Annotated in this window: 28 protein-coding genes and 1 pseudogene; 14 read left to right on the forward strand and 15 right to left on the reverse strand. The window is 71.6% G+C overall.

Annotated features, from left to right (window positions below; genetic code table 11):
* Positions 1–42 precede the first annotated feature (42 nt).
* From ACFQE5_RS17280 to ACFQE5_RS17305, 6 genes are all read left to right on the forward strand, one after another.
* Positions 43–219 (forward strand): hypothetical protein, encoded by a 177-nt coding sequence (locus ACFQE5_RS17280; RefSeq protein WP_379586373.1) that lies wholly within the window; start codon positions 43–45, stop codon positions 217–219.
* Between the two features lie 2 nt (positions 220–221).
* A complete protein-coding gene (locus ACFQE5_RS17285; RefSeq protein ID WP_379586374.1) occupies positions 222–680 on the forward strand; it encodes a RidA family protein in 459 nt (152 codons plus the stop codon).
* A complete protein-coding gene (locus ACFQE5_RS17290) occupies positions 680–1,300 on the forward strand; it encodes a hypothetical protein (RefSeq protein WP_379586376.1) in 621 nt (206 codons plus the stop codon). Before ACFQE5_RS17285 ends, ACFQE5_RS17290 begins: the two co-directional genes overlap by 1 nt.
* A 29-nt stretch (positions 1,301–1,329) precedes the next feature.
* On the forward strand, positions 1,330–3,075 hold the full coding sequence (locus ACFQE5_RS17295; protein ID WP_379586377.1) for a hypothetical protein: 1,746 nt from the start codon (positions 1,330–1,332) through the stop codon (positions 3,073–3,075).
* A 177-nt stretch (positions 3,076–3,252) separates the two neighbouring features.
* Positions 3,253–4,095, forward strand: coding sequence for an NUDIX hydrolase (locus ACFQE5_RS17300; protein WP_379586378.1), 843 nt, complete (start codon positions 3,253–3,255; stop codon positions 4,093–4,095).
* Positions 4,092–4,886, forward strand: a complete 795-nt coding sequence (locus ACFQE5_RS17305; RefSeq protein ID WP_379586379.1) for an MBL fold metallo-hydrolase — start codon at positions 4,092–4,094, stop codon at positions 4,884–4,886. Before ACFQE5_RS17300 ends, ACFQE5_RS17305 begins: the two co-directional genes overlap by 4 nt.
* A 10-nt stretch (positions 4,887–4,896) precedes the next feature.
* On the opposite strand, the gene ACFQE5_RS17310 is transcribed toward ACFQE5_RS17305, so the two are convergent.
* Together ACFQE5_RS17310 and ACFQE5_RS17315 are read right to left on the reverse strand one after the other, a co-directional pair.
* Positions 4,897–5,571, reverse strand: coding sequence for a Crp/Fnr family transcriptional regulator (locus tag ACFQE5_RS17310; protein ID WP_379586381.1), 675 nt, complete (start codon positions 5,569–5,571; stop codon positions 4,897–4,899).
* Positions 5,572–5,736: 165 nt separating this feature from the next.
* Positions 5,737–5,991, reverse strand: a complete 255-nt coding sequence (locus ACFQE5_RS17315; RefSeq protein WP_379586382.1) for a hypothetical protein — start codon at positions 5,989–5,991, stop codon at positions 5,737–5,739.
* Between the two features lie 131 nt (positions 5,992–6,122).
* On the opposite strand from ACFQE5_RS17315, the gene nth reads away from it, so the two are divergent.
* From nth to ACFQE5_RS17335, 4 genes are read left to right on the forward strand one after another with little or no spacing between them, the layout of a single operon-like run.
* Positions 6,123–6,962: an endonuclease III gene (gene nth / locus ACFQE5_RS17320; protein WP_379586383.1), complete on the forward strand. Its 840-nt coding sequence runs from the start codon at positions 6,123–6,125 to the stop codon at positions 6,960–6,962.
* Between the two features lie 19 nt (positions 6,963–6,981).
* The gene (locus tag ACFQE5_RS17325; RefSeq protein WP_379586384.1) at positions 6,982–7,623 is read left to right on the forward strand and encodes a TlpA family protein disulfide reductase; all 642 of its coding nucleotides are present in this window, start codon (positions 6,982–6,984) and stop codon (positions 7,621–7,623) included.
* Positions 7,620–8,318, forward strand: a complete 699-nt coding sequence (locus tag ACFQE5_RS17330) for an NUDIX hydrolase (RefSeq protein ID WP_379586385.1) — start codon at positions 7,620–7,622, stop codon at positions 8,316–8,318. The genes ACFQE5_RS17325 and ACFQE5_RS17330 overlap by 4 nt, the downstream gene beginning before the upstream one ends.
* A 13-nt stretch (positions 8,319–8,331) precedes the next feature.
* A complete protein-coding gene (locus tag ACFQE5_RS17335) occupies positions 8,332–9,534 on the forward strand; it encodes a MarP family serine protease (protein WP_379586386.1) in 1,203 nt (400 codons plus the stop codon).
* Positions 9,535–9,555: 21 nt separating this feature from the next.
* Here the strand turns inward: ACFQE5_RS17335 and ACFQE5_RS17340 are convergent, their stop codons facing one another.
* Positions 9,556–10,836, reverse strand: a complete 1,281-nt coding sequence (locus ACFQE5_RS17340) for an adenylosuccinate synthase (protein ID WP_379586388.1) — start codon at positions 10,834–10,836, stop codon at positions 9,556–9,558.
* Between the two features lie 109 nt (positions 10,837–10,945).
* On the opposite strand from ACFQE5_RS17340, the gene ACFQE5_RS17345 reads away from it, so the two are divergent.
* Positions 10,946–11,659, forward strand: coding sequence for a hypothetical protein (locus ACFQE5_RS17345; RefSeq protein ID WP_379586390.1), 714 nt, complete (start codon positions 10,946–10,948; stop codon positions 11,657–11,659).
* Positions 11,660–11,664: 5 nt separating this feature from the next.
* Here the strand turns inward: ACFQE5_RS17345 and ACFQE5_RS17350 are convergent, their stop codons facing one another.
* The 4 genes from ACFQE5_RS17350 to fbaA form a co-directional block, all read right to left on the reverse strand.
* The gene (locus ACFQE5_RS17350) at positions 11,665–12,348 is read right to left on the reverse strand and encodes a lysophospholipid acyltransferase family protein (RefSeq protein ID WP_379586392.1); all 684 of its coding nucleotides are present in this window, start codon (positions 12,346–12,348) and stop codon (positions 11,665–11,667) included.
* A 67-nt stretch (positions 12,349–12,415) separates the two neighbouring features.
* Positions 12,416–13,444, reverse strand: coding sequence for an FUSC family protein (locus ACFQE5_RS17355; protein WP_379586393.1), 1,029 nt, complete (start codon positions 13,442–13,444; stop codon positions 12,416–12,418).
* A gap of 91 nt (positions 13,445–13,535) precedes the next feature.
* Positions 13,536–13,949, reverse strand: coding sequence for a DUF3151 domain-containing protein (locus tag ACFQE5_RS17360; protein WP_379586394.1), 414 nt, complete (start codon positions 13,947–13,949; stop codon positions 13,536–13,538).
* Positions 13,950–14,024: 75 nt separating this feature from the next.
* On the reverse strand, positions 14,025–15,059 hold the full coding sequence (gene fbaA / locus ACFQE5_RS17365; protein WP_379586395.1) for a class II fructose-bisphosphate aldolase: 1,035 nt from the start codon (positions 15,057–15,059) through the stop codon (positions 14,025–14,027).
* A 99-nt stretch (positions 15,060–15,158) separates the two neighbouring features.
* Between fbaA and ACFQE5_RS17370 the strand changes: the two genes are divergently transcribed.
* Genes ACFQE5_RS17370 through ACFQE5_RS17380 form a run of 3 tightly spaced genes read left to right on the forward strand, consistent with a single transcriptional unit; the run spans position 15,159 to position 16,747 of the window.
* Complete coding sequence (locus ACFQE5_RS17370; protein ID WP_379586396.1) at positions 15,159–15,764, forward strand: SigE family RNA polymerase sigma factor; 606 nt, start codon at positions 15,159–15,161, stop codon at positions 15,762–15,764.
* The gene (locus tag ACFQE5_RS17375; protein ID WP_379586397.1) at positions 15,761–16,042 is read left to right on the forward strand and encodes a hypothetical protein; all 282 of its coding nucleotides are present in this window, start codon (positions 15,761–15,763) and stop codon (positions 16,040–16,042) included. The genes ACFQE5_RS17370 and ACFQE5_RS17375 overlap by 4 nt, the downstream gene beginning before the upstream one ends.
* 27 nt (positions 16,043–16,069) lie before the next feature.
* Positions 16,070–16,747 (forward strand): DedA family protein, encoded by a 678-nt coding sequence (locus ACFQE5_RS17380; RefSeq protein WP_379586399.1) that lies wholly within the window; start codon positions 16,070–16,072, stop codon positions 16,745–16,747.
* Here the strand turns inward: ACFQE5_RS17380 and ACFQE5_RS17385 are convergent.
* The 8 genes and pseudogenes from ACFQE5_RS17385 to ACFQE5_RS17420 form a co-directional block, all read right to left on the reverse strand.
* Complete coding sequence (locus ACFQE5_RS17385) at positions 16,735–17,802, reverse strand: glycoside hydrolase family 76 protein (protein WP_379586400.1); 1,068 nt, start codon at positions 17,800–17,802, stop codon at positions 16,735–16,737. The two genes, ACFQE5_RS17380 and ACFQE5_RS17385, sit on opposite strands and share 13 nt — an antisense overlap.
* Positions 17,803–17,874: 72 nt before the next feature.
* Complete coding sequence (locus ACFQE5_RS17390; RefSeq protein ID WP_379586402.1) at positions 17,875–18,546, reverse strand: TrmH family RNA methyltransferase; 672 nt, start codon at positions 18,544–18,546, stop codon at positions 17,875–17,877.
* A gap of 75 nt (positions 18,547–18,621) precedes the next feature.
* Positions 18,622–20,976, reverse strand: a complete 2,355-nt coding sequence (locus ACFQE5_RS17395; protein ID WP_379586404.1) for an AAA family ATPase — start codon at positions 20,974–20,976, stop codon at positions 18,622–18,624.
* Entirely contained in the window at positions 20,973–21,644 is a 672-nt protein-coding gene (locus ACFQE5_RS17400; protein ID WP_379586406.1) for a hypothetical protein, read from the reverse strand. Before ACFQE5_RS17400 ends, ACFQE5_RS17395 begins: the two co-directional genes overlap by 4 nt.
* 141 nt (positions 21,645–21,785) lie before the next feature.
* The gene (pyrE, locus tag ACFQE5_RS17405; RefSeq protein WP_379586407.1) at positions 21,786–22,367 is read right to left on the reverse strand and encodes an orotate phosphoribosyltransferase; all 582 of its coding nucleotides are present in this window, start codon (positions 22,365–22,367) and stop codon (positions 21,786–21,788) included.
* A complete protein-coding gene (locus ACFQE5_RS17410; RefSeq protein ID WP_379586408.1) occupies positions 22,367–23,140 on the reverse strand; it encodes an SDR family NAD(P)-dependent oxidoreductase in 774 nt (257 codons plus the stop codon). Before ACFQE5_RS17410 ends, pyrE begins: the two co-directional genes overlap by 1 nt.
* A gap of 189 nt (positions 23,141–23,329) precedes the next feature.
* On the reverse strand, positions 23,330–23,983 hold the full coding sequence (locus tag ACFQE5_RS17415; protein WP_379586409.1) for a hypothetical protein: 654 nt from the start codon (positions 23,981–23,983) through the stop codon (positions 23,330–23,332).
* 47 nt (positions 23,984–24,030) lie between these two features.
* Positions 24,031–24,515 (reverse strand): annotated as a pseudogene (locus ACFQE5_RS17420) (hypothetical protein); the annotation flags it as partial.

Raw genomic sequence — 24,515 nt, forward strand, 5'->3', positions numbered from 1 at the left:
GGCGAGTGGGACGCGCGGCGGCGCCCACTACAGTCAGGCGGCATGAGCTCACCCGGCGTCACCCGGTGGGAGTATCTCACCGCACCGTTACTGATCCACAACACCAAGGCGATCCTCGACAACTTCGGTCGGGACGGCTGGGAGCTGGTCACCGTCACCTCCGGGGCCAACCCCGAGCAGCTGGTGGCCTTCTTCAAGCGTCCGGTCCAGGGCGGCTGAGCGTGGGGACGCCTAGCGACCGGCTCAAGGAACTCGGTATCGCGCTGCCGTCGGTCACGGCCCCGGCGGGGGCCTACGTCCCGACCCGACGCGCCGGTTCGTTGGTGTTCACCGCCGGGCAGCTGCCGTTCGTCGACGGTGCGCTGCTCGCCACCGGGAAGGTCGGCGCCGAGGTCAGCGCCGAGGACGCCCGCGACCACGCCCGGGCCTGCGCGCTGAACGCACTCGCGGCCCTCGACGCCCTGGTCGGCATCGATGCGGTCACCGGCGTGGTCAAGGTCGTGGGATTCGTGGCGTCCGCGCCCGGGTTCAGCGGCCAGCCCGGCGTGGTCAACGGCGCATCGGACCTGCTCGTCGAGGTCTTCGGGGAGGCGGGCCGGCACGCGCGCTCCGCCGTCGGCGTCGCGGAGCTTCCGCTGAACGCCCCGGTCGAGGTCGAGCTGATCGTCGAGGTTGCGTGATGGAGTCGGGGGCCGACCGCGCCTGCCACGAGCTGCTCCTGCGGCTGGCCGGTCGGCTTCCCGACGAGCCGCTGTGGCGGCTGCGCGACTGGCTCGCGGCCGGTGGCCGGTCGGCGGTGGGGGCGACCCTGCCGCGGGCGTTGCTGCGTAACCGGGTCGGGCTCACCGCCGCCGAGCGCGACCTGCTGGTCCAGGCCGTCGGTGGCTGGGGCGCCCCACGCCGGTTGCTCGACGCCGTGCTCCCGGTCCAGGCGCCGGAGGCGCACACCACCGAGTTCCGGGCCGACACCCTCGTTCCCGACGTCGCCGCGCTGTGTGTCCTCGCGGTCGCGCGGGGCGAGGCCGGGGTGCGCGAGGTGCGCCACACCCTGCGGCTCGGCCCGCGGTGGGAGCAGCGGGTCGTGCTCGTGCTGGGCGCCGACCGCCCGTGGACGCTGACCGGCTCGCTGCAGCGGCTGCTGCGTGCGCACGGCGACCGCACCCCCTGTGTCGAGGTCCTGCCCGGCGGCCTCGAGCCCACCCTGTACCACCAGGCCGCGATCGCCGGGTCCACGCTGCTGTGGGCGGCCGCAGGCGAGCCCACCCCCGCGGCGCCGGTCGGCGCATCCACCTCTGCGTGACCCGGAGCGAGCTGAGCGAAGGAGGTTCCGTGGCCCGACCCGGGACTTCGGCCCTGACGATGCACGAACTGCTGCTCGCTCTGGCCGGCAGGGTCGACGACGACCTGCTCGCCCTTTGCCGGGAGCTGGTGGCGATCGGCGAGGACGCGCAGGCCCTGGAGCTGCTCACCGCGACCCTCATCGCCGACCGCACCGTCCTGCCGCCGCAGGTCCGGGCGTCCGTCGCCGCGTTCGGACAGAGCCTGCGGATCGGGCTCGACGCCGAACGGGAGCTGCCTGCGGGGCGCCGGGAGAACGGCACGACACACCGCTTCGACCCCGACGCCGGAGGCCGCGGCGCGACGACCCGCATCGGGTCGGTGCTCGCCGGGGCAGCCCACCGGCCTCCCGGCTGCCGGACCTGGCTCACCTGGCGGATCACACCTGCCGGATCCGCGCCGGGCCCACTGCCCCACCCCGTGGTGCTGGTCGAGATCGCCGCGGAGGTCGCGTTCGAGGAGCACCTCGCGGACGTCCTCGCCTATCGGCTCGCGGCCGTCCTCGACCGAGCGGGCGCAGCCGCGTCCGTCGAGGTGTTCGTGGCCGGAACGGTGCTGCCCAGCTACCACGCCGCGGCACTGAGCTCCGCCCGCCCGGTGCCCGACGCGGCCCCGCACCGGCCTGCGCACCTGCGTGCCCGTTCGGGGCCACCGCAGCCGCGGCCGTTGCCCGCCCCGGATCGGGTGTCCTCGATCGACACATCCACCCCACGTCCGGCGCCGGAACGGCATCCGGCTCCCCGGTTCGCTGCCGATCCGGTTGCGCTGGACGGACCCACCACCGGGCTGCGGATCGGAGCGGCCGGGCCACCCACCGTCCAGCTCCAGCCGCCCACCGTGCCGACCGTGCCCGCGGTGCCGACCGGGCCCACCACGGGCGCGCCGTCGGCCACCGAGGCTTCCGGGGAGAACGACGCGCCCGCTTCGACACCGCCCGTTGACACCGAGGTCGGCGAGGAGGCCGGCGCGGGACCCCTCGGCGAGCTTCCGGACCCGCTCACCGGGCCGCTGCGCCAGCCGTTGCTCGACCCGTTGCTCGATCCGACGTCGGCACCCGAGCCGCAGGTCGGAGCCGAGACCCCGGTCCCGGCGGAGCCGGAACCGCCGATGCCCACCGAGCCGCCGCGGCCCTGGGCCGACGAATGGGCCTCGGGCGAGTGGGCCTTGCCCGTGCCGCCGGTGGCAGCAGGGGCCGAACCCACCGCGAACGGGATCGCCGAGGACGATCACGCCGAGGACGTTGCCGCCGCCGACGGGCAGACCGGCCACGGGTCCGGCGAGGGCGACCGGCTCACCGACACCCCACCCGTCGAGGATCGCGCGGAGCCGACCACAGCCGATCCGGGCCGCGCCGATTCCGATCAACCCGATCCGGACCGGACCGATCGTTCCCAGCCGGTGAACGGGCCGGCCGCGCCGCGTCCGGTCCGGCGGCGAGGGCCCCATCTCGCACCCGGCGGGCCGTTCGAGCCGCCGGACGGTCGGCGGCGGGCTCGGCACCGCTCGGAGCCGGACCCCGAGGAGGCGCAGGACGCCGCAGCACCGTCCGCCGACGGCCCCGGCGAGGCGCCGGAGTCCGCCGCGGATCCGACGGTGACACTGAGTGAGGCCGAGCGTTCGCTCCTTCACCAGCTGCGTGCCGAACTGAACGCACGCGAGCGGTCTCCGCGCCGGCACGACTCGACCAACGGGTTCACCCCGCCGCCCTCGATCGGCCCACCCGAGATCGACAACTGAGCAGCCTCGCCCGGCCGTCGTTCCGCGGTGGGGTCCGGGCACGCTGAACCGTGCCGCCGGCGCACGACCGTCGCGCCACGTGTCGGCCGCGTCCCCCGGGCCTGGCGCGTATCGGGTCCGACAGACCGTGTTCGCCATCACCGCGCGATGGTCGGCCAATCAGTTACCGTCAGCCGCGTGAGCATCGGAGCCGTAGAGCCGCGGGAGCCTGCGGCGCCGCGTCCCGCGGCGACCGTTCTGTTGGTACGCAACGCACCCGAGCCTGCGGCCGGTCGTACGCCGCTTCAGGTATTCCTGCAGCGACGGGTCACCGGGATGGCATTCGCCGGTGGGATGACGGTGTTCCCCGGCGGCGGCGTCGACCCCGACGACCGACCGGCCCCGGCGCGGTGGACCGGTCCAGGCCCCCGCTGGTGGGCCGAACGGCTGGGCTGCCCTGACGAGCTCGCCGGTGCGCTGGTCCACGCCGCCGTGCGGGAGACCTTCGAGGAGTGCGGGGTGCTGCTCGCCGGGCCGGCCGACGGGGGCCCACTCGATCCCGAGGTACTCACGCAGGGACGCGCAGACGTCGTCGCCGGCAGGCGGACCTTCCGCGAGCTGCTCGCCGCCGCCGACCTCGCCGTGCGCGCCGACCTGCTGCGCGGCTGGGCCCGCTGGATCACGCCGGAGTCCAGCCCACGGCGTTACGACACCTTCTTCTTCGCCGCGACGGTCCCCGACGGCCAACAGGCCGACGGTGCGACGACCGAGGCGGTCGAGGCGAGCTGGTGGCATCCGGAGGATGCGCTCGCGCAGTGGCGCGACGGCGCGATCCAGCTGATGCCGCCCACTCTCCGGACGTTGCGGCAGATCGCCGAGTACCCCGACACCGGCGGTGTCCTCGCCGCCGCGGACCAGCAGCCGATCGAGCCGGTCATCCCGAAGGTGGTTCGCCGCGGCGACGACATCGTCGTCGTGGTGCCGGGCGACCCCGACTACCCGCTGGCCGTCGACCACCTGAGCCCGGCGGTTCGGCCATGACGGCTCGGCATCCCGCCTATGGCGTGCTGCGCGAGGTCACCCCGCTCGCGTCAGTGCTGCTGGCCGAGAACCCGTCGCCGATGACGTTGGAGGGCACCAACACCTGGGTGCTGCGCGCACCGGGCGTCGAGGAGTGTGTGATCGTCGATCCCGGTGAGGACGACGAGACACACCTGCGTCGGGTGGCCGCGCAGGGCCCGGTCGCGCAGATCCTGCTCACCCATCACCATCGCGACCACGCGGGCGGCTCCCGCAGGCTCGCCGAATGGGTGGGGGCGCCGGTGCGGGCGCTCGACCCGTCACTGGTGCTGGGCTCCGAGGCATTGGCCGACGGCGCCGTCGTCGCGGCGGCGGGGCTGGAGATCCGGGTGCTCGCCACCCCCGGCCACACCGCCGACTCGATCTGCCTGCTCCTGGACGGCCCGGACAACCCGGCCCCGAGCGTGCTGACCGGCGACACGATCCTCGGCCGCGGCACGACGGTGATCGCGCATCCGGACGGAGCACTCGGCCCCTACCTGAGCTCCCTGGCGCGCCTGGCCGAGCTGCCGGAGCGCACCGCAGTGCTGCCCGGGCACGGCCCGGAGCTCGCCGACGCGCCGAGTGCCGCCACGACCTATCTGGCGCACCGCGAGGAGCGGCTCGCCCAGATCCGCGACGCGCTGGCTCGGCTCGGCTCGGACGCGACAGCACGCGAGGTGGTCGAGATGGTCTATGCCGACGTCGACCCGGCGCTGTGGGGCGCCGCGGAGTGGTCGGTCCACGCCCAGCTGGACTACCTGCGTACCTGACGTCCGGGCGTCAGCGGGCCCGGCGGGCCAGTCGCTCCGGCTCGAGGATCAGCACGCTCTTGCCCTCCAGCCGCAGCCAGCCACGGTGCGCGAAGTCGGCGAGCGCCTTGTTCACGGTCTCCCGGGAGGCGCCGACCAGCTGTGCGATCTCCTCCTGCGTGAGGTCGTGGGTGACCCGCAGCAGGCCCGACTCCTGCGATCCGAACTGGCGCGCCAGCTGCAGCAGCGATTTCGCCACGCGACCAGGAACGTCGGTGAAGATCAGGTCCGCGAGCATGTTGTTCGTCCGGCGCAGCCGACGGGCCAGCACCCGCAGCAACTGCTCGGCGATCTCGGGCCGCTTGCCGATCCACTCCCGCAGCGCGACGCGGTCCATCGTGAAGGCGCGCACCTCGGTGACCGTCGTCGCGGTCGACGTTCGGGGTCCCGGATCGAAGATCGAAAGCTCACCGAACATGTCCGACGGGCCCGCCACCATCAGCAGGTTCTCGCGCCCATCCGCGGACTTGCGCCCGATCTTCACCTTGCCGCTACCGATGATGTAGAGCCGATCACCGGGCTCGCCCTCGGCGAAGATGATGTGACCGCGTGGGAACTCGACCGGCTCCAGCGACTGCGCCAGCACCTCGGCAGCTTGCGGCTCCACGCCCTGGAAGATCCCTGCGCGGATCAGAACATCGTCCACATTCCCGCTCCTCGTCCATCCGGCGCGCCCTGGCAACGGATCATCGGCGCGCTAGTCTAGGCGTTACTGCCTGTCCAGCTACGACGAGGTCCCGTCCACGGTGAGCCGGAGCATGCCAGTCGCGCGCGCTCGGCGCGACCCATCTCCCCGCAACGACCCGATCCGTTACGAGGGGATCCTCGTTCGGCGCGCCGAACGGCGATGACCCGGTGCCCGGTTACGCAACCGGAACAGCTCCAGCGCTCGGGCCGTGCCCTGCCGGAAGAGCGCGCGCACCTCGTCGGGGCGAGGTCGTTGGAGCAGCTCATCGAGCTCGTCCTGACGGAGAGTGGCTTCCCGCAGTCGGGACTCGACGCGCTCCATGCCGAGCGCGAAGAACATCACCAGCAGCGGCACGAGGACGGACAACCAGGCAGTCATGTCGGCACCGATGATTCCGCACCCGTTCGAGGCATGCTCACCGGGGGCCCCGATCCGTCGCGCCCCGATACCTATTCGTGACCTGACCTGCGCGTCACCCGCTGTCGGCGAGCGCCCGTAGGCTCGACGGCGTGAGCAATCCCGTCCGGACCCTTCCCGACCGGCGCAGTGCGGCCCGGCTCGCCGCCCGGATCGCCGCCGGGGAGAGCCGCCTGGGCCGGGCCCGGCGCGTGGGCCGCATGCTGCGCGCGCTGGCCGTCGCCTACCCCGACGCGCGCTGCGAGCTCGACTTCACCAACCCGCTCGAACTCGCGGTCGCCACGATCCTGTCGGCGCAGTGCACGGACAAGCGGGTCAACGAGGTCACCCCAGCGCTGTTCACCCGTTATCCGGCCGCCGTCGACTATGCCGAGGCCGACCGGGCCGAGCTCGAGGAGCTCATCCGGCCCACCGGCTTCTTCCGCAACAAGGCGACGGCGCTGATCGGGCTCGGACAGGCCGTCGTCGAACGCCACGGCGGGCGGTTGCCGAACACCCTCGACGAGCTGGTGAAGCTGCCCGGGATCGGCCGCAAAACCGCCAACGTCATCCTGGGCAACGCCTTCGGTATCCCCGGGATCACCGTCGACACGCACTTCGGCCGACTCGTCCGGCGCTGGGGGTGGACCACGCTGGACGACCCGGTGAAGGTCGAGCACGCGGTCGGGGCGCTGGTTCCCAAGCGGGACTGGACGATGGTCTCGCATCATGTGATCTACCACGGCCGCCGGGTCTGCCACGCCCGCAAACCGGCCTGCGGAGTCTGCACGATCGCCGTCGACTGCCCGGCGTTCGGCACCGGGCCCACCGACCCGGCCCAGGCCGCCGTCCTGGTCAAGGGTCCGGAAACGGCCCATCTGCTGGCCCTGGCCGGTTTCGGCACCCCGGACGGCGACGGCGCGATGAGCACAGCGGTGGACGAGGGACCATGAGCCGGCACGGATCGGGACGATGAGCGCGAAGCTGACTCGGCCGTCGCGTTCCGAGATCGTCATCACCGTGGTCGTGGTGCTGCTCGCCGCGGTCGGGGTGTTCGCACTGTGGCCACGCAGCGGTACCGAACCGGCCGCCCCGCCCGCCGAACGCAGCGCGCCGGCGGAGGACAGCCTCACGTCGCTGCGCGCCGCCGCAGCGCTCGAACCCTGCCCGGCCGGGACCGGGGCGGGCAGTGGGCCGCTGGCCGGGGTGTCGGCGCCGTGCCTCGGCGCCGACGGTTCGGTCGACCTCGCCGCGGCGCTGGCCGGCCGTCCCGCGTTGCTCAACGTCTGGGCGTCATGGTGCGCGCCGTGCCGGGCCGAGCTACCGGTGCTCGCGGAGTACGCGGCCCGGCCCGGGGCCGTTCCCGTGATCGGCATCGATGTCCGGGACGACCCTCGGTCGGCGCTGTCACTGCTCGCCGACCTCGGTGTGCGGCTGCCCTCGGTGACCGATCCCGACGACGCCTTGCGCCGGGCGCTGACCCTGCCGCCCGCGCTGCCGGTGAGCTACGTCGTACGGGCGGACGGAAGCGTCGCGCTCGTCGACCCGCCGATCCCGTTCGCGACCGCCGACGACGTCGCCGCCGCGGTCGCGCGGCTCGGGGGGTCCGCATGATCCGGCCGGTCGGACTGCATCCCGAGCGCGCGCCGCGCTGGCTGGTGCCGCTGTTGGAGGGCGTGCGTGACGTCGATGCCGAGACGCTGAGCCGGCACCCCATCCCGCCGCCTGCGGGAGGCAGACGCGCGGCGGTGCTCATGCTGTTCGCCGAGGGCAACGGCGGGCCGGACGTGCTGCTCATGGAGCGGGCGGCCGACCTGCGCAATCACCCGGGTCAGGTGGCGTTTCCCGGCGGAAGTATCGATCGAACCGATCTCGGCCCGGTCGATACGGCGCTGCGCGAGGCGCAGGAGGAGACAGGACTCGATCCGACCGGAGTGGTCCCGTTGACCCGGCTGCCGGACCTGTTCATCCCCCCCTCGGGCTTCATCGTCACGCCGGTGCTGGCGCATTGGGATCGGCCGACGCAGGTCCGTGCGGTCGACCCGGCGGAGACCGCGCGGGTGGTACGGGTGCCCATCGAGGACCTGACCGATCCGGCGAACCGGCTCTCGGTGCGGCATCCCTCGGGTCTCGTCGGCCCGGCGTTCAGCGTGGCGGGCCTGCTCGTCTGGGGGTTCACCGGGGGCCTATTGTCCGCGTTGTTGCAGCTCGGGGGTTGGGAGCGGCCGTGGGACGAGTCGCGGACCCACAACCTGGGAGAAGCGTGGTCCGCCGCGAGGGCCGCCAGGCAGGAGGTCTCAGGACGATGACCACGGTCTGGGCATGAGTATCAGCTGGGTCGACATCCTCATCATCGCGCTGGCACTGATCGCCGGGGTGTCCGGATGGCGGCACGGCATGGCCGTCGCGCTGCTGTCGTTCATCGGGGTGCTGGGCGGCGCCATCCTCGGGGTGCGGCTGGCGCCGTTGCTGGCGCAGAACATCGAGACTCAGAGCGCCCGGGTGATCATCAGCATCGTCGTGGTGGTGCTGCTCGTCGCGCTGGGCGAGACGACCGGGGTGTTCCTCGGCCGCCGGATCCGCGACCGGATCACCGGCGAACGCAGTCTCAAGGTCGACTCGGCGTTCGGGTCGGTGTTGCAGGCGTTCACCGTCGTGGTCGCGGCCTGGCTGGTGGCGCTGCCGCTGGCCTCGGTGAGCTTTCCTGGGCTGGCGGCGAGTGTGCGCAGCTCCGAGGTGCTCAAGTCGGTCGACGCGGTGATGCCGACGGGAGCGCGCAAGCTGCCCGCCGAGTTGCGGCAACTGCTCGACAGCTCCGGGTTCCCCGACGTGCTCAGCCCCTTCGCGCAGACCCCGATCACCGTCGTCGGCCCGCCCGACCCGGCGCTGGCGCGCAGCCCGGTGGTGCGGGAGGTCGCGGGCAGCGTGGTGAAGGTTCGCGGGCGGGCCCCGTCGTGTTCGCGTCAGCTCGAGGGAACCGGGTTCGTCATCGGCCCGCAGCGGGTGATGACCAACGCCCACGTCGTCGCCGGTACCTCGGAGACCAGCATCGAGGTGCTCGGCCGTGGTGGGCGCACCCGCGACCTGCGGGCCACGGTCGTGTCCTACGACCCCGAGATCGACGTTGCCGTCCTCGCGGTGCCCAACCTGCAGGCTCCGCCGCTGGAGTTCACCCCGAGCCCAGCCGCCGTCGGCGACGACGTGATCGTGCTCGGCTATCCGCTCGACGGACCGTTCACCGCCACGGCAGGCAAGGTCCGCGATCGGATCCAGCTGCGCGGACCGGACATCTACGACAGCGGCACCGTCACCCGCGACGTCTACACCGTGCGAGCGGTCGTGCGCTCCGGGAACTCCGGCGGACCCATGATCAGCCCCGACGGGCAGGTTCTCGGCGTGGTGTTCGGCGCGGCGCTGGACGACTCGGAGACCGGCTTCGTGCTCACCGCGGAGCAGGTGGCCGACGCGCGGCTCGGCTCGGCCGGGCTCAGCGCCAGGGCCGACACCGGGGCCTGCGCGGCCTGAGCGGGCGCCGGGCGGGTCGGATCAGGTGTCGCGGGTGATCGTCTGGTCGCGTCCCGGGCCCACTCCGATGGCGCTCACCGGGGCTCCGGTCAGCTCCTCGATACGGTGCACGTAGGCGCGGGCGTTAGCGGGTAGCTCCTCGAACGTCCGGTACACCGAAAGGTCCTCGAACCACCCCGGGAGCTCCTCGTAGATCGGAACCGCGTGGTGCACGTCGGTCTGCGTCATCGGCATCTCGTCGGTCCGCTTGCCATCGACGTCGTATGCCACACACAGCGGGATCTTCTCCAGCCCGGACAGCACGTCCAGCTTGGTCAGGAAGAAGTCGGTGATCCCGTTGACCCGCGCCGCGTAGCGGCCGATCACGGCGTCGAACCAGCCGGTGCGGCGAGCCCGCCCGGTGGTCACGCCGACCTCGCCGCCGACCTTGCGCAGATGCTCGCCCATGGCATCGAGCAGCTCGGTCGGGAACGGGCCCGACCCCACCCGGGTGGTGTACGCCTTCAGGATCCCGATCACCCGGTCGATCTTGTTCGGGCCGATGCCCGACCCGACCGCGGCGCCGCCGGCCGTCGGGTTGGAGCTGGTCACGAAGGGATAGGTGCCGTGATCGACGTCCAGCAGCGTGCCCTGCGAACCTTCCAGCAGGACCGTCTCACCGGCCTCGAGGGCGTTGTTGAGCAGCAGCCGGGTGTCGGCGATCCGGTTGGCGAAGCGCCTGCCGTGGGCGAGCACGGTATCCACGACCTGGTCCACATCGAGGGCCCGCCGGTTGTAGACCTTCACCAGCACCTGGTTCTTGTATGCGAGCGCGGCCTCCACCTTCTGGTGCAGGATCTTCTCGTCGAGTACGTCGGCGACTCGCACCCCCACCCGGGCGACCTTGTCCTGGTAGGCAGGCCCGATACCGCGACCGGTCGTCCCGATCTTCGCCTTTCCCAGGAAGCGCTCGGTCACCTTGTCGATGGCGATGTGGTACGGCATGATCATGTGCGCATCCGCGCTGATCAGCAGGTTGCTGGTGTCGACGCCGCGGGCCTCGAGCCCGGCCAGCTCCTCCAGTAGCACACCAGGGTCGACCACAACGCCGTTGGCGATGACGTTCTTGGTCCCAGGGGTCAGGATCCCGGACGGGATGAGGTGCAGGGCGAAGTCCTGCCCGTTGGGCAGAACGACGGTGTGGCCAGCATTGTTACCACCCTGATAACGCACCACCCACTGTGCCTGACCACCCAGCAGGTCGGTCGCCTTACCCTTCCCCTCGTCGCCCCACTGGGCACCGATGAGCACGATCGCCGGCATGCGAAACTCCAGTCCTTGACGGCGCGACGCGGCGTGAGCGCGCGCCTCGACACGCGCGAAGCAGACGAGTGGCGCGCCTCGGCGTCGCGGCGAGAGGGTATCCGATCAGGTGAGTTCGATCGATTCTGACGTGGTGCTGCTGACCTGTGACCGCGGCGCGGCGGGGCGCCGTCGCGGTCTCCGCGCGGCCGGGATGAGGCGGGTCCCCACCGCCCTGGCGAACGTCCCCGAGGTGCGGATATCCGCGAACCCCGGCCGCGCCGAGATCGATCCGGTGCTTGCCGAACACCGGCCCACCAGGTTGATCGTCGCCGGATGTGACGCTGACCTCAGCGCCGTGCTGGTGCGGCTGTTACGCACCGAGCGCCTGGGAACGACCGAGGTGGCCTACATCCCGATGACCCGCCGCTCGGCGGCGGCGGCCGTGTGGGGGCTGCCCCGCGACCCGGCCCGGGCCGCGGCGCTGGCGCTGACGGGAACGGCCTCGGCGGTGCCGCTGATCCGTGACGACGCCGGCGGCGTGCTGGTCGGGCGCGGCGAGGTGCGTGGTCTGCGCGGCGAAGCCTACTGCGACGAGCGGCTCGTGCTGCGCGGAAACGTGCGGCGGCTGGTGGTGGCGCCTGGTCCGCAGGGCGTGTCGGCTCTGCCCGGACGGGGAGTGCAGGCCGCCACCGGCCGAGCCCTCCAGGTGGGTTGCGTCTCGGCGACCGTCGTCCACGACGGCGTGGCTCACCCACGCGCGGTCACCCGTTGGACGTGGTACCGCCACACGTCCGACTGGCTCCTGGTCACCTCGGCCTGTGAGTGCGTAACAGTGTTCTAACACTGTTACGCACTCACAGGGGGGCGTAGGTCGTCGGGGCGAGGGTGATAGCGGTCGACGTACTCCTGCCCCGATAGCCCGGCGATCGCATCCATGATCTCGTCGGTCACGGCCCGGCGAATCGCGGCCGAGCCCTCGAGACCCTCGTAGCGGGAGAAGTCGAGCGGATCACCGAAGCGGACCCTCAGCGGCGCAATTCGCGGGATCTTCGCTCCGATCGGCTGCACCCGCTCGGTCCCCAGCAACGCCACCGGGACGACCGGGGCGCCCGTGCTCAGGGCGAGCGAGGCGACCCCGGTATGTCCCCGATGCAACCGCCCATCCACCGAACGGGTGCCCTCCGGATAGATCGCGAACACCCCACCGGAACGCAGCACGGTGCGCCCGGCATCGAGCGCGGCCAGTCCCGCCTTGGCGTTCGTGCGGTCGACCGGCACATAGCCCAACGCCGCCAGGAAGCGGGCGACCATGCGTCCCTTGATGCCCCGCCCGGTGAAGTACTCCGCTTTCCCCAGGAACGAAACCGGACGCGAGGTGACGAGCGAGATCACGGCCGTGTCGACCGCGGCGCGATGGTTGGCGGCGAGGATCACCGGCCCGGATCGGGGGACTCGGTGCGCACCGTCGACCTCGGGTCGATACAGCAGCCGCATGATCGGGGCAAGCAGCCACCTGATCAACACGTGCATCTCGTCACCTCTGGGATCGAGGAATGGTTCTCATCCTGACACGGGTCTTCGGAACACACCTGGGCCATCAGTCCCTCGACCGCATCGCCGCCAGCGCCTCATCCCGGCTCATCCCACTGGCCTGCAACAGATCCAGCGCGATGGAGCGGAGCTGCGCCACCAACACGTGCTCCGTGGGACTCAGCGCCGGCACACCCTGCCCCGTCGGAGTCGGCAGCTCGTGCACGATCTCGAGCACCGGTGCCCGCACCCGGGACCGGTCGCCGCCCTCGCCCAGCTCGCCGACGAGCTTGTGCACGACGTCGCCGAGCGCGGCGACCGCGTCCGCCAGCCCGTCGACGGTGGAGTTCCGGTCGCCGAGCGCGGTGTGGACGCGCCGGGCGAGCACCCGGGCATTGCGCATGGCGTAGTCGATGCGTTCGACGAGCTCGTCGAACTCGTCCAGCTCGCGACGGCGCGGCCGGCGCAGGGGCGCGACGGTGGTGACCTCGCGTCCCGAGGCCAGGGCGGTGTGCATCGCGTCGATGAGCGGCTGGCTCTGCCGGCCCTGGTGCAGCGCGGCCGCAGCGATCGCGACGTCCCTGTCCCGCAACGCATCGGCAATCGAATGCAGCACCGCCGACAGCTCGTCGAGAACGGCCCGGGTCGCCCGGCGCACCGGGCGAACCGGGTTGACGGGCAGCACCGCTGCGACGACCACCCCGACGACACCGCCGATGAGCGCGTCGACGCAGCGGTCCAGCCCGCCGACGCTACCGGGCGGGAGCAACGTCGCCACCAGCACCGCGGACGCCGCCGCCTGGGCGACGATGAGTGTGCCACCGTCGGCGAACACCGCGGCGGCCATCGCCAGCGCCACCACCAGAGCGATCTGCCACGGTCCGCTCCCGATCACCGAGATCAGCAGGTCGCCGACGAGCACTCCCAGGCTCACCCCGACCACCAGCTCGACCGCCCGGCGCAGCCGCTGCCCCAGCGACACCCCGAGACTGATCACGGCGGCGATCGGCGCGAAGAAGGGCTGGTGGTGCCCCACGACGTTCGCCGCGACCCACCAGGCCAGACCCGCGGAAACCGCGCACTGCACGATGGGCACGGCGGCCACCGTCAGCCTACGAGTACTCCCCGCGACCGCGGCTCGCGCACGCACGCTCGCCCGTGCCCGGATGGTCACCGCACGGACTCGGTCAGGTCAGGCCAAGCGCCGCCGGCGCGGCGGGGTCGGACTCGGCGAGGAAGGTCCGACAGCGCTCCATCTCATCGGTCTCGCCGATGGCCTCGGCGGCCCGCAGCAGCGCGGCGAGAGCGCGCAGGAAACCCCGGTTCGGCTCGTGCGCCCACGGAATCGGGCCAAAGCCCTTCCACCCGTTGCGGCGCAGGTGATCGAGCCCGCGGTGGTAGCCGGTGCGCGCGTAGGCGTAGGCGACGACCGTCCGGCCCTCGGCGAGTGCGGCCTCGGCGAGCGTCGCCCAGGCGAGGCTCGAGGTCGGGTTGGCGGCCGCGACCTCGACCGGGTCGGTACCGGCGTCCAGCGTCGCGGCGGCGGGATCGACCGGGAGCAGCGTCGGGTCCGGACCGAGCAGGTTGCCGTGCAAACTCATGCGGCACATCCTGCCCGGTTGCGACGCCGCACCCGGTAGGTGGTACCGGCGAACCCGCCTACCGCCCGATCGGGGTCAGCGTCCGAGGGTGCGGCCAGAGGACTTCAGGTCCTCGCAGGCCTGCACCACGCGGTCGGCCATCGCGACCTCGGCGACCTTGAGGTAGGAACGCGGATCGTAGGTCTTCTTGTTGCCGACCTCCCCGTCGATCTTCAGCACACCGTCGTAGTTGGTGAACATGTGTGTGGCGATCGGCCGGGTGAAGGCGTACTGGGTGTCGGTGTCGATGTTCATCTTCACCACGCCGTAGCTCAGCGCCTCGTGGATCTCGGACAGCAGCGATCCGGAGCCACCGTGAAAGACCAGGTCGAACGGCTTGGAGCCGGCCTCGAGGCCGAGCTTCGCGCTCGCCACCTCCTGGCCTTGCTTGAGGATTTCCGGGCGCAGCTTCACGTTGCCCGGCTTGTAGACGCCGTGCACGTTCCCGAACGTCGCGGCGAGCAGGTAACGGCCCTTCTCACCGGCCCCGAGAGCCTCGACGGTCCGCTCGTAGTCACCCGCAGTGGTGTAGAGCTTCTCGTTGATCTCGTGGGCGACGCCGTCCTCCTCGCCGCCGACGACACCGATCTCGACCTCGAGGATGATCTTGGCCTGGGCCGCCTCGTCCAGCAGCTCGGCCGCGATCTTGAGGTTCTCCTCGAGGTCGACCGCGGAGCCGTCCCACATATGCGACTGGAACAGCGGGTTCTCACCGCGGGCGACTCGCTCCTGGCTGATCGCGAGCAGCGGCCGGACGAACCCGTCCAGCTTGTCCTTGGGGCAGTGGTCGGTGTGCAGGGCGACGTTCACCGGGTACTTCGCCGCGACGACGTGCGCGAACTCCGCGAACGCCGTCGAACCGGTGACCATGTCCTTGACCTTCGTTCCGGACAGGAACTCCGCACCACCGGTGGATACCTGGATGATCCCGTCGCTCTCCGCCTCGGCGAAACCGCGCAGGGCGGCGTTGAGCGTCTCACTGCTCGTCACGTTGATCGCCGGGAAGGCGTAGCCACCGCTCTTGGCGTTGTCCAGCATCTGACTATAGATCTCGGGGGTGGCGATCGGCATGGTCGGCCTCCTCGATGTCTGCGGCTCTTGCCGCCAGTATCGCCCATCCGAGGACGGACACCCCGGGCGCCGGATCCGGGCGCAGATAGGGTGTGTCGGGTGAGTGCAGGCGGGATCGAGCGCGCCGTCGAGCAGACGTTGAGCAGGTTACGTCGCCTCGACAGCCGACCGGACTCTTCGCTTCCCGTGCCCACCGCACCGGCCCAGCCCGCTCCGCGCACCCTCGCCGACCTCTACCGCGACCACCGCATGCAACTCGTCCGGCTCGCGATCCTGCTCGTCGACGAGCCGGGGACCGCGGAGGACGTCGTCCAGGAGGCGTTCACCGGGCTGCACCGGAACTGGTCGGGGTTGCGCGACGAGTCGGCCGCCCTGGGATATCTGCGCATCGCGGTCGTCAACGGGTCCCGGTCGGTGCTGCGCAGGCGTCGGACCGCTCGCGACTACGTCCCCCCGCATCAGGTGAACGCCCGCTCCGCCGAGTCGCTCGCGATGCTGTCGGCCGAGCACCAGGCCGTCGTCGACGCGCTGGCGACCCTACCGCCGCGGCAGCGCGAGGTTCTGGTGCTGCGCTACTACGGCGGGTTGTCGGAGGCCGAGATCGCCGACGCGACCGGGATCAGCCGGGGTACCGTCAAGTCGACAGCGAGCAGAGCCCTGGACACGGTGGCCAAGGTGATGGCCGGTCGACCGACGAGACGATGAGCACGATGGACGATGCCGAGCAGCGCCTGGCCGAGGCCCTACGGGCCCGGGCCACGCAGGCCGGGCATTCCGCTCCACCGCCCCCACCCCCATCGCCCGTACCCGGTTTCCGATCTGCACCGGCCGATGCCGGCCCGCACCGGGAGGCGTCGCCACGTGGTCTGCTGGCCCAGGCCGGCTGGGCGTTGTTCATCGCGCTGATCGCCGGCGCGGTGCTCGGCTGCGCGCTCGGGCTGTTGTCCGTGCTCGCACCGGGACTGCTGCCCCCACTCGGGTGACCTTCGTGGACCGGTACGGTCGTGTTCGTGACGCATCTCGCCACCAGCACACTCGCGCTCGGCCCGGAGTGGCTGAAGCCCGACACGATCATCGAGTGGCTGGGCCCGTGGGCCTTGATCGGCCTCGCGTTGATCGTGTTCGCGGAGTGCGGCCTGCTCATCGGCTTCTTCCTGCCCGGTGACTCGCTGCTGTTCACCGCTGGGCTGTTCGTCGCCAACAACTCGATCAAGTCGCCGCTGTGGCTGACCTGTCTGGTGCTGGTGGTCGCGGCGTTCGCCGGCAATGTGACGGGGTACTGGATCGGCCGCTCCGCGGGACCCGCGGTGTTCGACCGGCCGCGGTCCCGGCTGTTCAAACCCCAGCACGTCGTCAAGACCCAGCAGTTCTTCGACAAGTACGGCAACCGGGCCATCGTGCTCGGCCGGTTCGTGCCGATCGTGCGCACATTCATCACGGTCATGGCCGGGGTCGGTCGGATGCCGGCCCGCCGGTACCTGACCTACTCGTTGATCGGCGGTGTCCTCTGGGCAGCAGGTGTCACCGTGCTCGGCTACTTCCTGGGCCAGTTCGACGTCGTCAAGAACAACATCGAGCTCATGCTCGTGCTCATCGTGCTGCTCTCGGTGCTGCCGATCATCATCGAGATGGTCCGCGCCCGTCGGGCCGCACGCCGCGCCACCACGGGCCCCCGTCACCTGCGCTGACCGACCGTCAGCCGGGCCGCGGCCTCGAGCAGCATCCACCCCGACAGCTGCACCGACAGACCGGACTCGGGGGAGCCCCGAGCGGGTATCCGCGCCGGGCGACGCCAGTCCTCGGCAAATACCGGGCCCGCCTCGGCCTCAGCCCGGTTCGCCCATACCGACTCGGCGCTGGCCAGCACCAACCTTCCGGCGTCGGCGGCCAGCTCGGGGCGGCGCCGCGCCGCGTCGGCGAGATAGCGGGCCAGGATGCCGTTGAACAGGCCACCGTCGCCGCCGCCGGTGCCCCCGGGAATCACCCCGTCGGCGCCGGCGACCCGGCGAGTCACCGCCGCGAGCACCGCGGCCGCCCGGCGTGCCCACCGCGGGTCACCGTCGCGCTCGGCGAGCTCCACGCACGCCCCGAGGTAGACGCCCTGGCAGTAGGTGTAGATGGCGGTCTCGACCAGACGCACCGACCCATCGGGGCGCACCCGGACACCGTCGACAACGAGCCCGGTGTCCGGGTCGATCAGGGTCGCTGCCATCCAGTCGGTGATCGCCGCAGCCAGTCCGAGCTCTCCGCGACGAGCCAGCAGGATCGCGGCCGGGCCGTTCGCGGGGGCGTTCTTGAAATCGTCCCCGCGCCGCCACCAGATCCCCCCACCGCCGTCGGACGTCCAGCCCTCCCGCAGTTGCTTGGTCACGGCGGTGAGCGCGGCCGGACCGGCCCGTCCGACCAGCGGGCCCGCCCGCTGCAGCGCCAGGCCGAGCCAGGCGATGTCGTCGTAGTAGGCGTTGGTCCAACGGCCGAGGTTGCGCAGCCACACCGTGCGGGCCAGCTGCGCGATCACGGTCGCCCGCCGTCGGGTGGGCTCCCGCAGCTGGGCATCGACGAGGCAGTCGAGCAGATGGGCCTGCCACCAGTAGTGCCACTGCGCGGGCGGCGCGGGGACGGGGCGCGGCCAGCACACCCGGCCGATCCGGGTGCCCGGCAGCACCCCACCGAGCCTGCGCAGGTGACGGTGGGTGACGGCGCGTTCCGCGAGTGCCGCACGATCGGCCCAGCACCGGGTCATCGGACGATGATGGCATCGGCTCGCGGTGCCCGGGCCCCGCATGCGACGTATCGGCGCTGCCGGTCTTCCCCGCTACCAGGCCTTGACGAGGTCCGCGTGCACGCGGATCCAGGCGTGCATGGCGATGCCCGCAGCGACCCCGGCGTTGATCGAGCGGGTGGAGCCGAACTGGGCGATCGAGCAGACCAGGCTCGCCGCGGCGCGTGCCTCGTCGGTCAGTCCGGGCCCCTCCTGCCCGAACAGCAGCACGCACCGCCGGGGTAACCGCGCCGTCTCCAGCGGCACCGCCCCCGGGGTGTTGTCGACCGCGACGACGGCCAGCCGGTGCTCGGTCGCGAACCGGACAAGACCCGCCACCTCGGCATGGTGATGGATCTGCTGGTAGCGGTCGGTCACCATCGCCCCCCGGCGGTTCCAGCGGCGCCGCCCGACGATGTGCACACCCGCCGCCGCGAAGGCGTTGGCGGTCCGCACCACCGTCCCGATGTTGTGGTCGTGCCCGAAGTTCTCGATGCCGACGTGGAAGGGGTGCGCACGAGCCGCGAGGTCCGCGGCGACCGCGTCGCGCCGCCAATACCGGTAGGCGTCGACGACGTTGCGCCGGTCGCCGTGCTCGAGCAGATCGGGGTCGTAGCGCTCGTCATCGGGCCATGCGGCGGGCCCACCCGGCCACGGCCCGACCCCCACCTGCCCGGGAACCGTCCACTCCGTCGGCCCGGCGGGCGCGGTCTCCTGCTGCGTCACTCTCCGATGATCCCGCCGCCCGGCCACTCGTCCAAGCGGCGGCCGTCTCACCGGAGCCGCAACTCGCTCGCGGAATTACCCCGACTCGCGCTCGGACATGGCGCGACTCGCGGGGACGGGGTCGGGCTGGGCATCCGGCAACGCGATCTGCACCCTGGTGTGGCCGCGGTGCGCGCCGACGACAGCGGCGTGGTACTCCTCCAGCCGGGCGATGAAGCCCGGATCGGCGTAGCGGCTCCCATCGACCGTCGGACCCTTGGTGCCCGACAGCACCGCCTCGACATCCTCGCCCGATAAGGTCTTGTACGTCTCCAGCGCGTGCGCGAGCGCCAGGACGGCGGCACGGTTGTCCCGCACGATCGACTCGGCCCGTTCGAGCAGATCGGCGAGCTGGTCCTCGATCCGGTCGGCGAGGGCCTTGCGCATCATCGTCTCGGTGCTCTCGCCGCGCTTGCCGGGGGCGCCGCGGCCACCGCCAGGGCTGCCGACCTCGAGCCTGCGCGCCGTGGAGTAGGACGACACGGTCGAGCCCATCCCCCAGAAACCCTCCATGAACGACGCCAGGGTCGTCGCGGACTCCAGGTCACCCGAAACCCCGGACGAGCTGTCGCCGTCGAAGAACAGGCGCTCGCCGGCCAGCGAGGCCAACGAGACGAGAATGTCGGCCTCGTACTCCGAGCGCCAGCGGGTGAACTGGTCCTCCGGCGGGATGCTGGCCACCATGCCGAGGTAGTCGCTGCCCTTCTCGATCGTCGCGAGGTCGATCTCCATATGCTCGCGCACCCGGAAGGCGACGACGGCGTGGCAGCCCTCGTGCACCGCCACCGCATGCCGCTCGCGCTCGATGTACTCGACGTCCTCGGGCGGGCCGAGGTCCTTGAGCTGCTTGGCCCGGATGACGTCCCGCCAGGTGATGACCTCGCGGCCGTCCCTGATGGCCATGATCAACGCCTCGTTGACCAAGTCCTTGATCGTCGCGCCGGTCGCGTACGGGGTGATCGTCGCGAGCTTGTCGAGCTGCTCGGGCGTGATCTCGTGCGGCACCCTCGCGAAGTAGCCCTCATAGGTACGGATCCGGCCGGCCTTGCTCGGATAGCCGACCTTGTAGATCCGGTCGATGCGACCGGGTCGCAGCAGCGCCTCGTCCAGCGCCTCCGGCATGTTGGTCGCCATCATGACGAGGATCCGGTACTGCGGCGGTGGCTTGGGCCGCATGCCCAGCGCGCGACGGCCCCACCGGTTGATCAGCCCACGCGGTTTCTTCAGCCCGGACAGCTCGGTGAGTAGGGCCTGCAGGGTGCCCATCCCGGCCCCGCCACCGCCGAACCCACCCATCACGAAGCGGCTGCGACGGGAGGGTTCGGGGGGTGAGTCCGCCGCGACGGCTCGCATCGCCTCCCGGGCCAGCAACAGCTGGGTGTCCTCGGAGAGGTAGGACAGGCCGTGACATCCGGCGGCGTGGAACGGAGCCGGGCCCATTCCCCGCGGGCCGCCGGGGCCGCTCTGGGCGAGCGCGCCACGGTTGCCGAGCGCGTCGGCCTCGTCGAAGAAGACGATCACTCCGCCGTACCGCAGGGCGAGCTTGCGCAGCTTCCGGAACAGGGACTTGACCTTGAGGATTCCCACGCCCATGAACATGTTGATGAACGCGCCGGGGTCGACGAACACATACGGCCTGCCGGTCTCGCCCGCCACCGCCTCGGCCATCAGCGTCTTACCGGTGCCCGGGGGCCCCCACAGCAGGATGCCGCCCGGAACGTATCCGCCCTTGCGCTCGATCTCCTCGGGCCGCTCCAGGAACAGGATGTTCTCCTTGATCCGCTCGAGGACGTGGTCCTGCCCCCAGACGTCGCGGAACCGAGTCTTGATGTCGTCGGGGAAATAGGTGTCGACGCCGCCGCGCGAGAGCAACCAGAACAAGCCGATGAACTGGAACGCGATGAAGAAGAACGCGAACGCCAGTTGGAAGATGAACGGCAGCGCGGACCAGATGAGGGCCGGCAGCTGGAACACCGCGAGCACCGGCGAGGTCTGCAGGATCTGAGCGGCGACCAGCGCGAACAGCACGATGAGCGCGGCGATCTTGATCAGCCTGCCGATCCGGAACCGGGTCCAGTCGGAGAACCGGCGCTTGACCAGGCGGTCGGCTCCACCGAACACCCGCTCCGTCCAGAACCGGTGGTAGGCCGACCAGTGCTCGCTCACCAGGAAATGCGCCTGGCGCAGCAACTCGAGGCCGAACAGCCACAGCAGCCACTGCGACTCGACGAGGTGGATCCGCAGCGAGTCGACGAACGGCAGCAGCGGATTGTCCGCCATCGCCGCCCAGACGATCACCAGGAACGCCACCGCGAACAGCAGCAGCAGCCGGATCCGATCCCATACGGGCATGGGCTTGCGCGTGGCGGGCGACGGGGCCGCGTCTGTCATGGCTGCTCCCGGACGGTGAAGGAGGAGATGACGCTCTCGATCTCCCGCTCCCGCTGCTGGAAGCACTGGGCCGAGCAGCGCGCGAAGGCGAGGTAGAGCTTGCTGGCGTCGTCGTTGAGGTAGCCGATCTGGTCGATGATCTGAGGTGGCCCGCCCTGGATCCGATACCGGTACTCCGAATGCACGCCACGCACCCCGTGACCCGGGGTGAGCACCTCGTCGGTGATCAGCGCGAAGTCGCTCAGCGACGACGACCCGGTGAGTTCGAGCTGCTGGCGAGCCGTCGGCGAGACCGGGTAGACGAGGTCCCTGAGGTGGTCCAGGGACAGCTGTCCCTGGACGTTCTTGGGGATGGTCTGCACGCTGACGAACACGACGGGTTGCGGGGCGTCCTGCCCGAACAGATGCGACGGCGAGGGCTGGAGGTCGGCGTCGTAGGCCTGCATCCACAGCCCGTGGTCACCACCGGCCGGGTCGACCCCGAGAACGTCGGCGAGCTGCCGCGGGTCGATCGGCCGCCAGGTCGCGGGAACCTTGATGTAGGTACGTTCGGCGGAGTTCGCGACGTAGTTGTACGACGGCGCCCCACAGCCCACGACCGCCAGCAGGACCGCGACGATCGCCACCGGTGCCATCGCGGACCGTCGTAGCGCTGCCCGGACAGTCATGCGCCCTCCCGCCGTGACTTATCCGTGACTTCGAAGTATGCGGCACGGGCGGCGTGCACGCCTGCCCCGAACAGGTTGCAGGCAAACCCCTCGTCAACAGCGGCCGTGAGTGCGTAACAGTGTTAGAACACTGTTACGCACTCACAGGAGGTTCAGATCGGCGAGGCTGAGAAGGGCTCGGTAGGGCGCGCCCTCGGCCTCGATGGCCTCCCTGGCACCGGTGTTGCGGTCGACCACGGTCACCACACCGACGACGGTCGCCCCGGCCTCGCGGACCGCGCGAACCGCCGTCAGAACGGACCCGCCGGTCGTCGAGGTGTCCTCGACGACGAGGACCCGCCGCCCCGCCACGTCCGGGCCCTCGATGAGGCGCTGCATACCGTGTTCCTTGGTGGACTTCCGCACGACGAACGCGTCGACCGGCCGGGCATCCGGCTCGGTCGCGGCGGCATGCAGCACAGCGGCGGCGACCGGGTCCGCACCGAGGGTCAGACCACCGACGGCCTCATAGTCCCAGTCGGCGGTGAGCACCCGCAGCAGCCGCCCGATCAACGGCGCAGCCTCGTGCTGGAGGGTGACTCGGCGCAGGTCGACGTAGTAGTCCGCCTTCGCCCCGGAGGCCAGCGTCACCCGCTGATGGATCACGCCGAGGTCGCGGACCAGAGCTGCAAGGCGGTTCCGATCGGTGTTGCGGGCGATCACGGGGTCCTCCTGGACGGTCATCACGTACGGTCGCGGTCGAACCGCGCGATCAGCCTGCGCAGCAGGCTTCGGGGAAGCAGGTCCACCAGGCAGACGATCGCCTTGTACTGCGGACTGGGCACCGAGACGACCTTGCCGCGGGCCAGGTCGGCCAGGCATTCGTCGACGACACGCTCGGCATCGAGCCAGAGCGGACCGCGCCGATCTCCGACGTCGATGCCGGCGCGGGCGTGGAACTCCGTCCGGACGAACCCCGGACACAGCGCGAGCGCCCGCACGCCGGTGCCGGCGAGGGACGCCGCGACCCCCTCGGTGAAGGTCGTCACCCACGCCTTGTCTGCGCTGTAGCTGGAACCGCTGCCCGTCAGGAACCCGGCCACGCTCGACACGTTGACGACCGCGCCGCGCCCGCGCCCGACCATGCCGGGTAGCGCGGCCCTGGTCAGCTGCAGCACGGTGGTGACGTTGAGATCCAGCTGCCGCTGCAGCGCCTCGGCGTCGGCCTCCAGGAAGGAGGTGCCCACCGCCATACCGGCGTTGTTCACCAGCAGCTCGACCGGCGCCCGATCCGGGTCGGCGAGCCGAGCGGCCACCCGGCGCCGGTCGGCGGCGGCGGCGAGATCGGCGGGCAGCACCTCGACCGAGACCCCCCGTCCGCGCAGTCGGTGCGCCCACCCTTCGAGCCGCTCGGCGTCCCGGGCGACCAGGACGAGGTCGAGCCCGTCCGCGGCCAGCCGCGCCGCGAAAGCGGCGCCGATGCCTGCGGTGGCTCCCGTGATCAGGGCGGTGGACACGCCCACACACAGTACTGTCCGGCGACGCGAGGATCGCCGCCGCACAGGACGTCCCGCCCGGCGATCGGCACCCGGGTGCACCCGTGCCCGGCCCGCCGGAGCGGACTTCCTCGATGAGGTTCGCGCTCACGGCTCGACACCGTGATCTTCGGTGCGCGGCTGCGCGAGGAATCGGGCTGCTCGTTCCGGTCAGGCGCCTCGTCGCGCCGACTGCCCCTCCTCGAGCGCCGTCGCCACCTCGGCCATGTCGGCGAGCAGATCCTGCAGTCGCTCCGGCGGGGCACCGACGGGCGCCGCCGCCAGGACCCAGGAGTCCTCGGCCCAGAGCAGCTCGATGTCCTCGCCGATCGCATCGCCCGCCGTGGCCAGCCGCTCGGTCAGCAGCGGCTTCACCGCCTCGGCGTCGGACACGAAGGCGTAGCGCTCGCCGACCGGTTCCAGCAGATCCAGGCCGGCATCGTCGGGCAGCGGCGCCGAGGGCAGCCGGAGCTCGACCGCGGCGGGCAACGGGGTGCGAACCTGCACGGCGGCGAGCACCGATCCCACCCGACCGCCCTGCTCATGGTCGAACACGTACGCCTGGCGCGGGCCGTCGGGGGTGGGGACCATGCCGCTGATCAGGTTTCGGGCCACGCCTGGCCCGCCCTGGTGGATGGTGCCGTAGCGCCACCGGCTGGGCAGGACCGGATCGGTGTCGAGGTGTTCCCACTCGTGCGCCGCGGCCCATCGCCTCCGGTCCCGGAAGCCACCGCTGCCCCGCGACCGGTCGACCCACAGCAGAACGCTCCCGGCCAGCAACGCAGCCGCGGCAATGACGAACCACACCGAGGTAGGGATGCCCACGGGCGGAGCCTAGCCCCGGGGACCGTCCTCGCCGGGGAGCGCCACGATCATCCGGTCGGGTACCGTCCGAACGGATCGCCGCCGGCGGGCTGGGAGGCCCGCCAGCCACGCAGCTCGGCGTCCGCCTTGGCGTCCTCCTTGCCGGTCTCCACCAGCACCTTCGGCCCCGCCGTCCGTTCCACGCGGTCGGCGGCGTTCACCACGGCCGGCGGCATCCCCAGCGGGTTGTCCTCGACCGCCATCCGCCGGAACAGGCTGGGTCCGCTCGAACCGGTGCCCAGCCGTTCGGCTCCTCGGGTCACCGCGTCGGCCACCTGGTCAAGCCGCCCGCAGGTCCGGCCCAGGGAACCGGCCAAGCCGGCGAGGTCATCCAGCAGCTGTCCGATCCGGTTCGCGATCTTCGTCGCCAGCTGGCAGGCCTGGCTCACCGCCCAGGCGGCTCCCGCCGCGAGCGAGGCCCCCGCGCTGGCCGCCGACGCGGCCAGCGCGCCGATGCCGACCATGATCAGATCAGCCACGAACGAGGCGATGA

It is taken from the genome of Pseudonocardia hispaniensis (assembly GCF_042658695.1).
GTDB classification, from domain to species: Bacteria; Actinomycetota; Actinomycetes; order Mycobacteriales; family Pseudonocardiaceae; genus Pseudonocardia; species Pseudonocardia hispaniensis.

Bases quoted from the DNA above. Each gene is read 5' to 3' on its own strand.
- ACFQE5_RS17280 (WP_379586373.1), top strand. From the start codon at position 43: ATGAGCTCACCCGGCGTCACCCGGTGGGAGTATCTCACCGCACCGTTA.
- ACFQE5_RS17290 (WP_379586376.1), top strand. From the start codon at position 680: ATGGAGTCGGGGGCCGACCGCGCCTGCCACGAGCTGCTCCTGCGGCTG.
- ACFQE5_RS17305 (WP_379586379.1), top strand. From the start codon at position 4,092: ATGACGGCTCGGCATCCCGCCTATGGCGTGCTGCGCGAGGTCACCCCG.
- ACFQE5_RS17315 (WP_379586382.1), bottom strand. From the start codon at position 5,991: ATGACTGCCTGGTTGTCCGTCCTCGTGCCGCTGCTGGTGATGTTCTTC.
- ACFQE5_RS17325 (WP_379586384.1), top strand. From the start codon at position 6,982: ATGAGCGCGAAGCTGACTCGGCCGTCGCGTTCCGAGATCGTCATCACC.
- ACFQE5_RS17330 (WP_379586385.1), top strand. From the start codon at position 7,620: ATGATCCGGCCGGTCGGACTGCATCCCGAGCGCGCGCCGCGCTGGCTG.
- ACFQE5_RS17335 (WP_379586386.1), top strand. From the start codon at position 8,332: ATGAGTATCAGCTGGGTCGACATCCTCATCATCGCGCTGGCACTGATC.
- ACFQE5_RS17340 (WP_379586388.1), bottom strand. From the start codon at position 10,836: ATGCCGGCGATCGTGCTCATCGGTGCCCAGTGGGGCGACGAGGGGAAG.
- ACFQE5_RS17350 (WP_379586392.1), bottom strand. From the start codon at position 12,348: ATGCACGTGTTGATCAGGTGGCTGCTTGCCCCGATCATGCGGCTGCTG.
- ACFQE5_RS17360 (WP_379586394.1), bottom strand. From the start codon at position 13,949: ATGAGTTTGCACGGCAACCTGCTCGGTCCGGACCCGACGCTGCTCCCG.
- fbaA (WP_379586395.1), bottom strand. From the start codon at position 15,059: ATGCCGATCGCCACCCCCGAGATCTATAGTCAGATGCTGGACAACGCC.
- ACFQE5_RS17375 (WP_379586397.1), top strand. From the start codon at position 15,761: ATGAGCACGATGGACGATGCCGAGCAGCGCCTGGCCGAGGCCCTACGG.
- ACFQE5_RS17385 (WP_379586400.1), bottom strand. From the start codon at position 17,802: ATGACCCGGTGCTGGGCCGATCGTGCGGCACTCGCGGAACGCGCCGTC.
- ACFQE5_RS17395 (WP_379586404.1), bottom strand. From the start codon at position 20,976: ATGACAGACGCGGCCCCGTCGCCCGCCACGCGCAAGCCCATGCCCGTA.
- ACFQE5_RS17400 (WP_379586406.1), bottom strand. From the start codon at position 21,644: ATGACTGTCCGGGCAGCGCTACGACGGTCCGCGATGGCACCGGTGGCG.
- pyrE (WP_379586407.1), bottom strand. From the start codon at position 22,367: ATGACCGTCCAGGAGGACCCCGTGATCGCCCGCAACACCGATCGGAAC.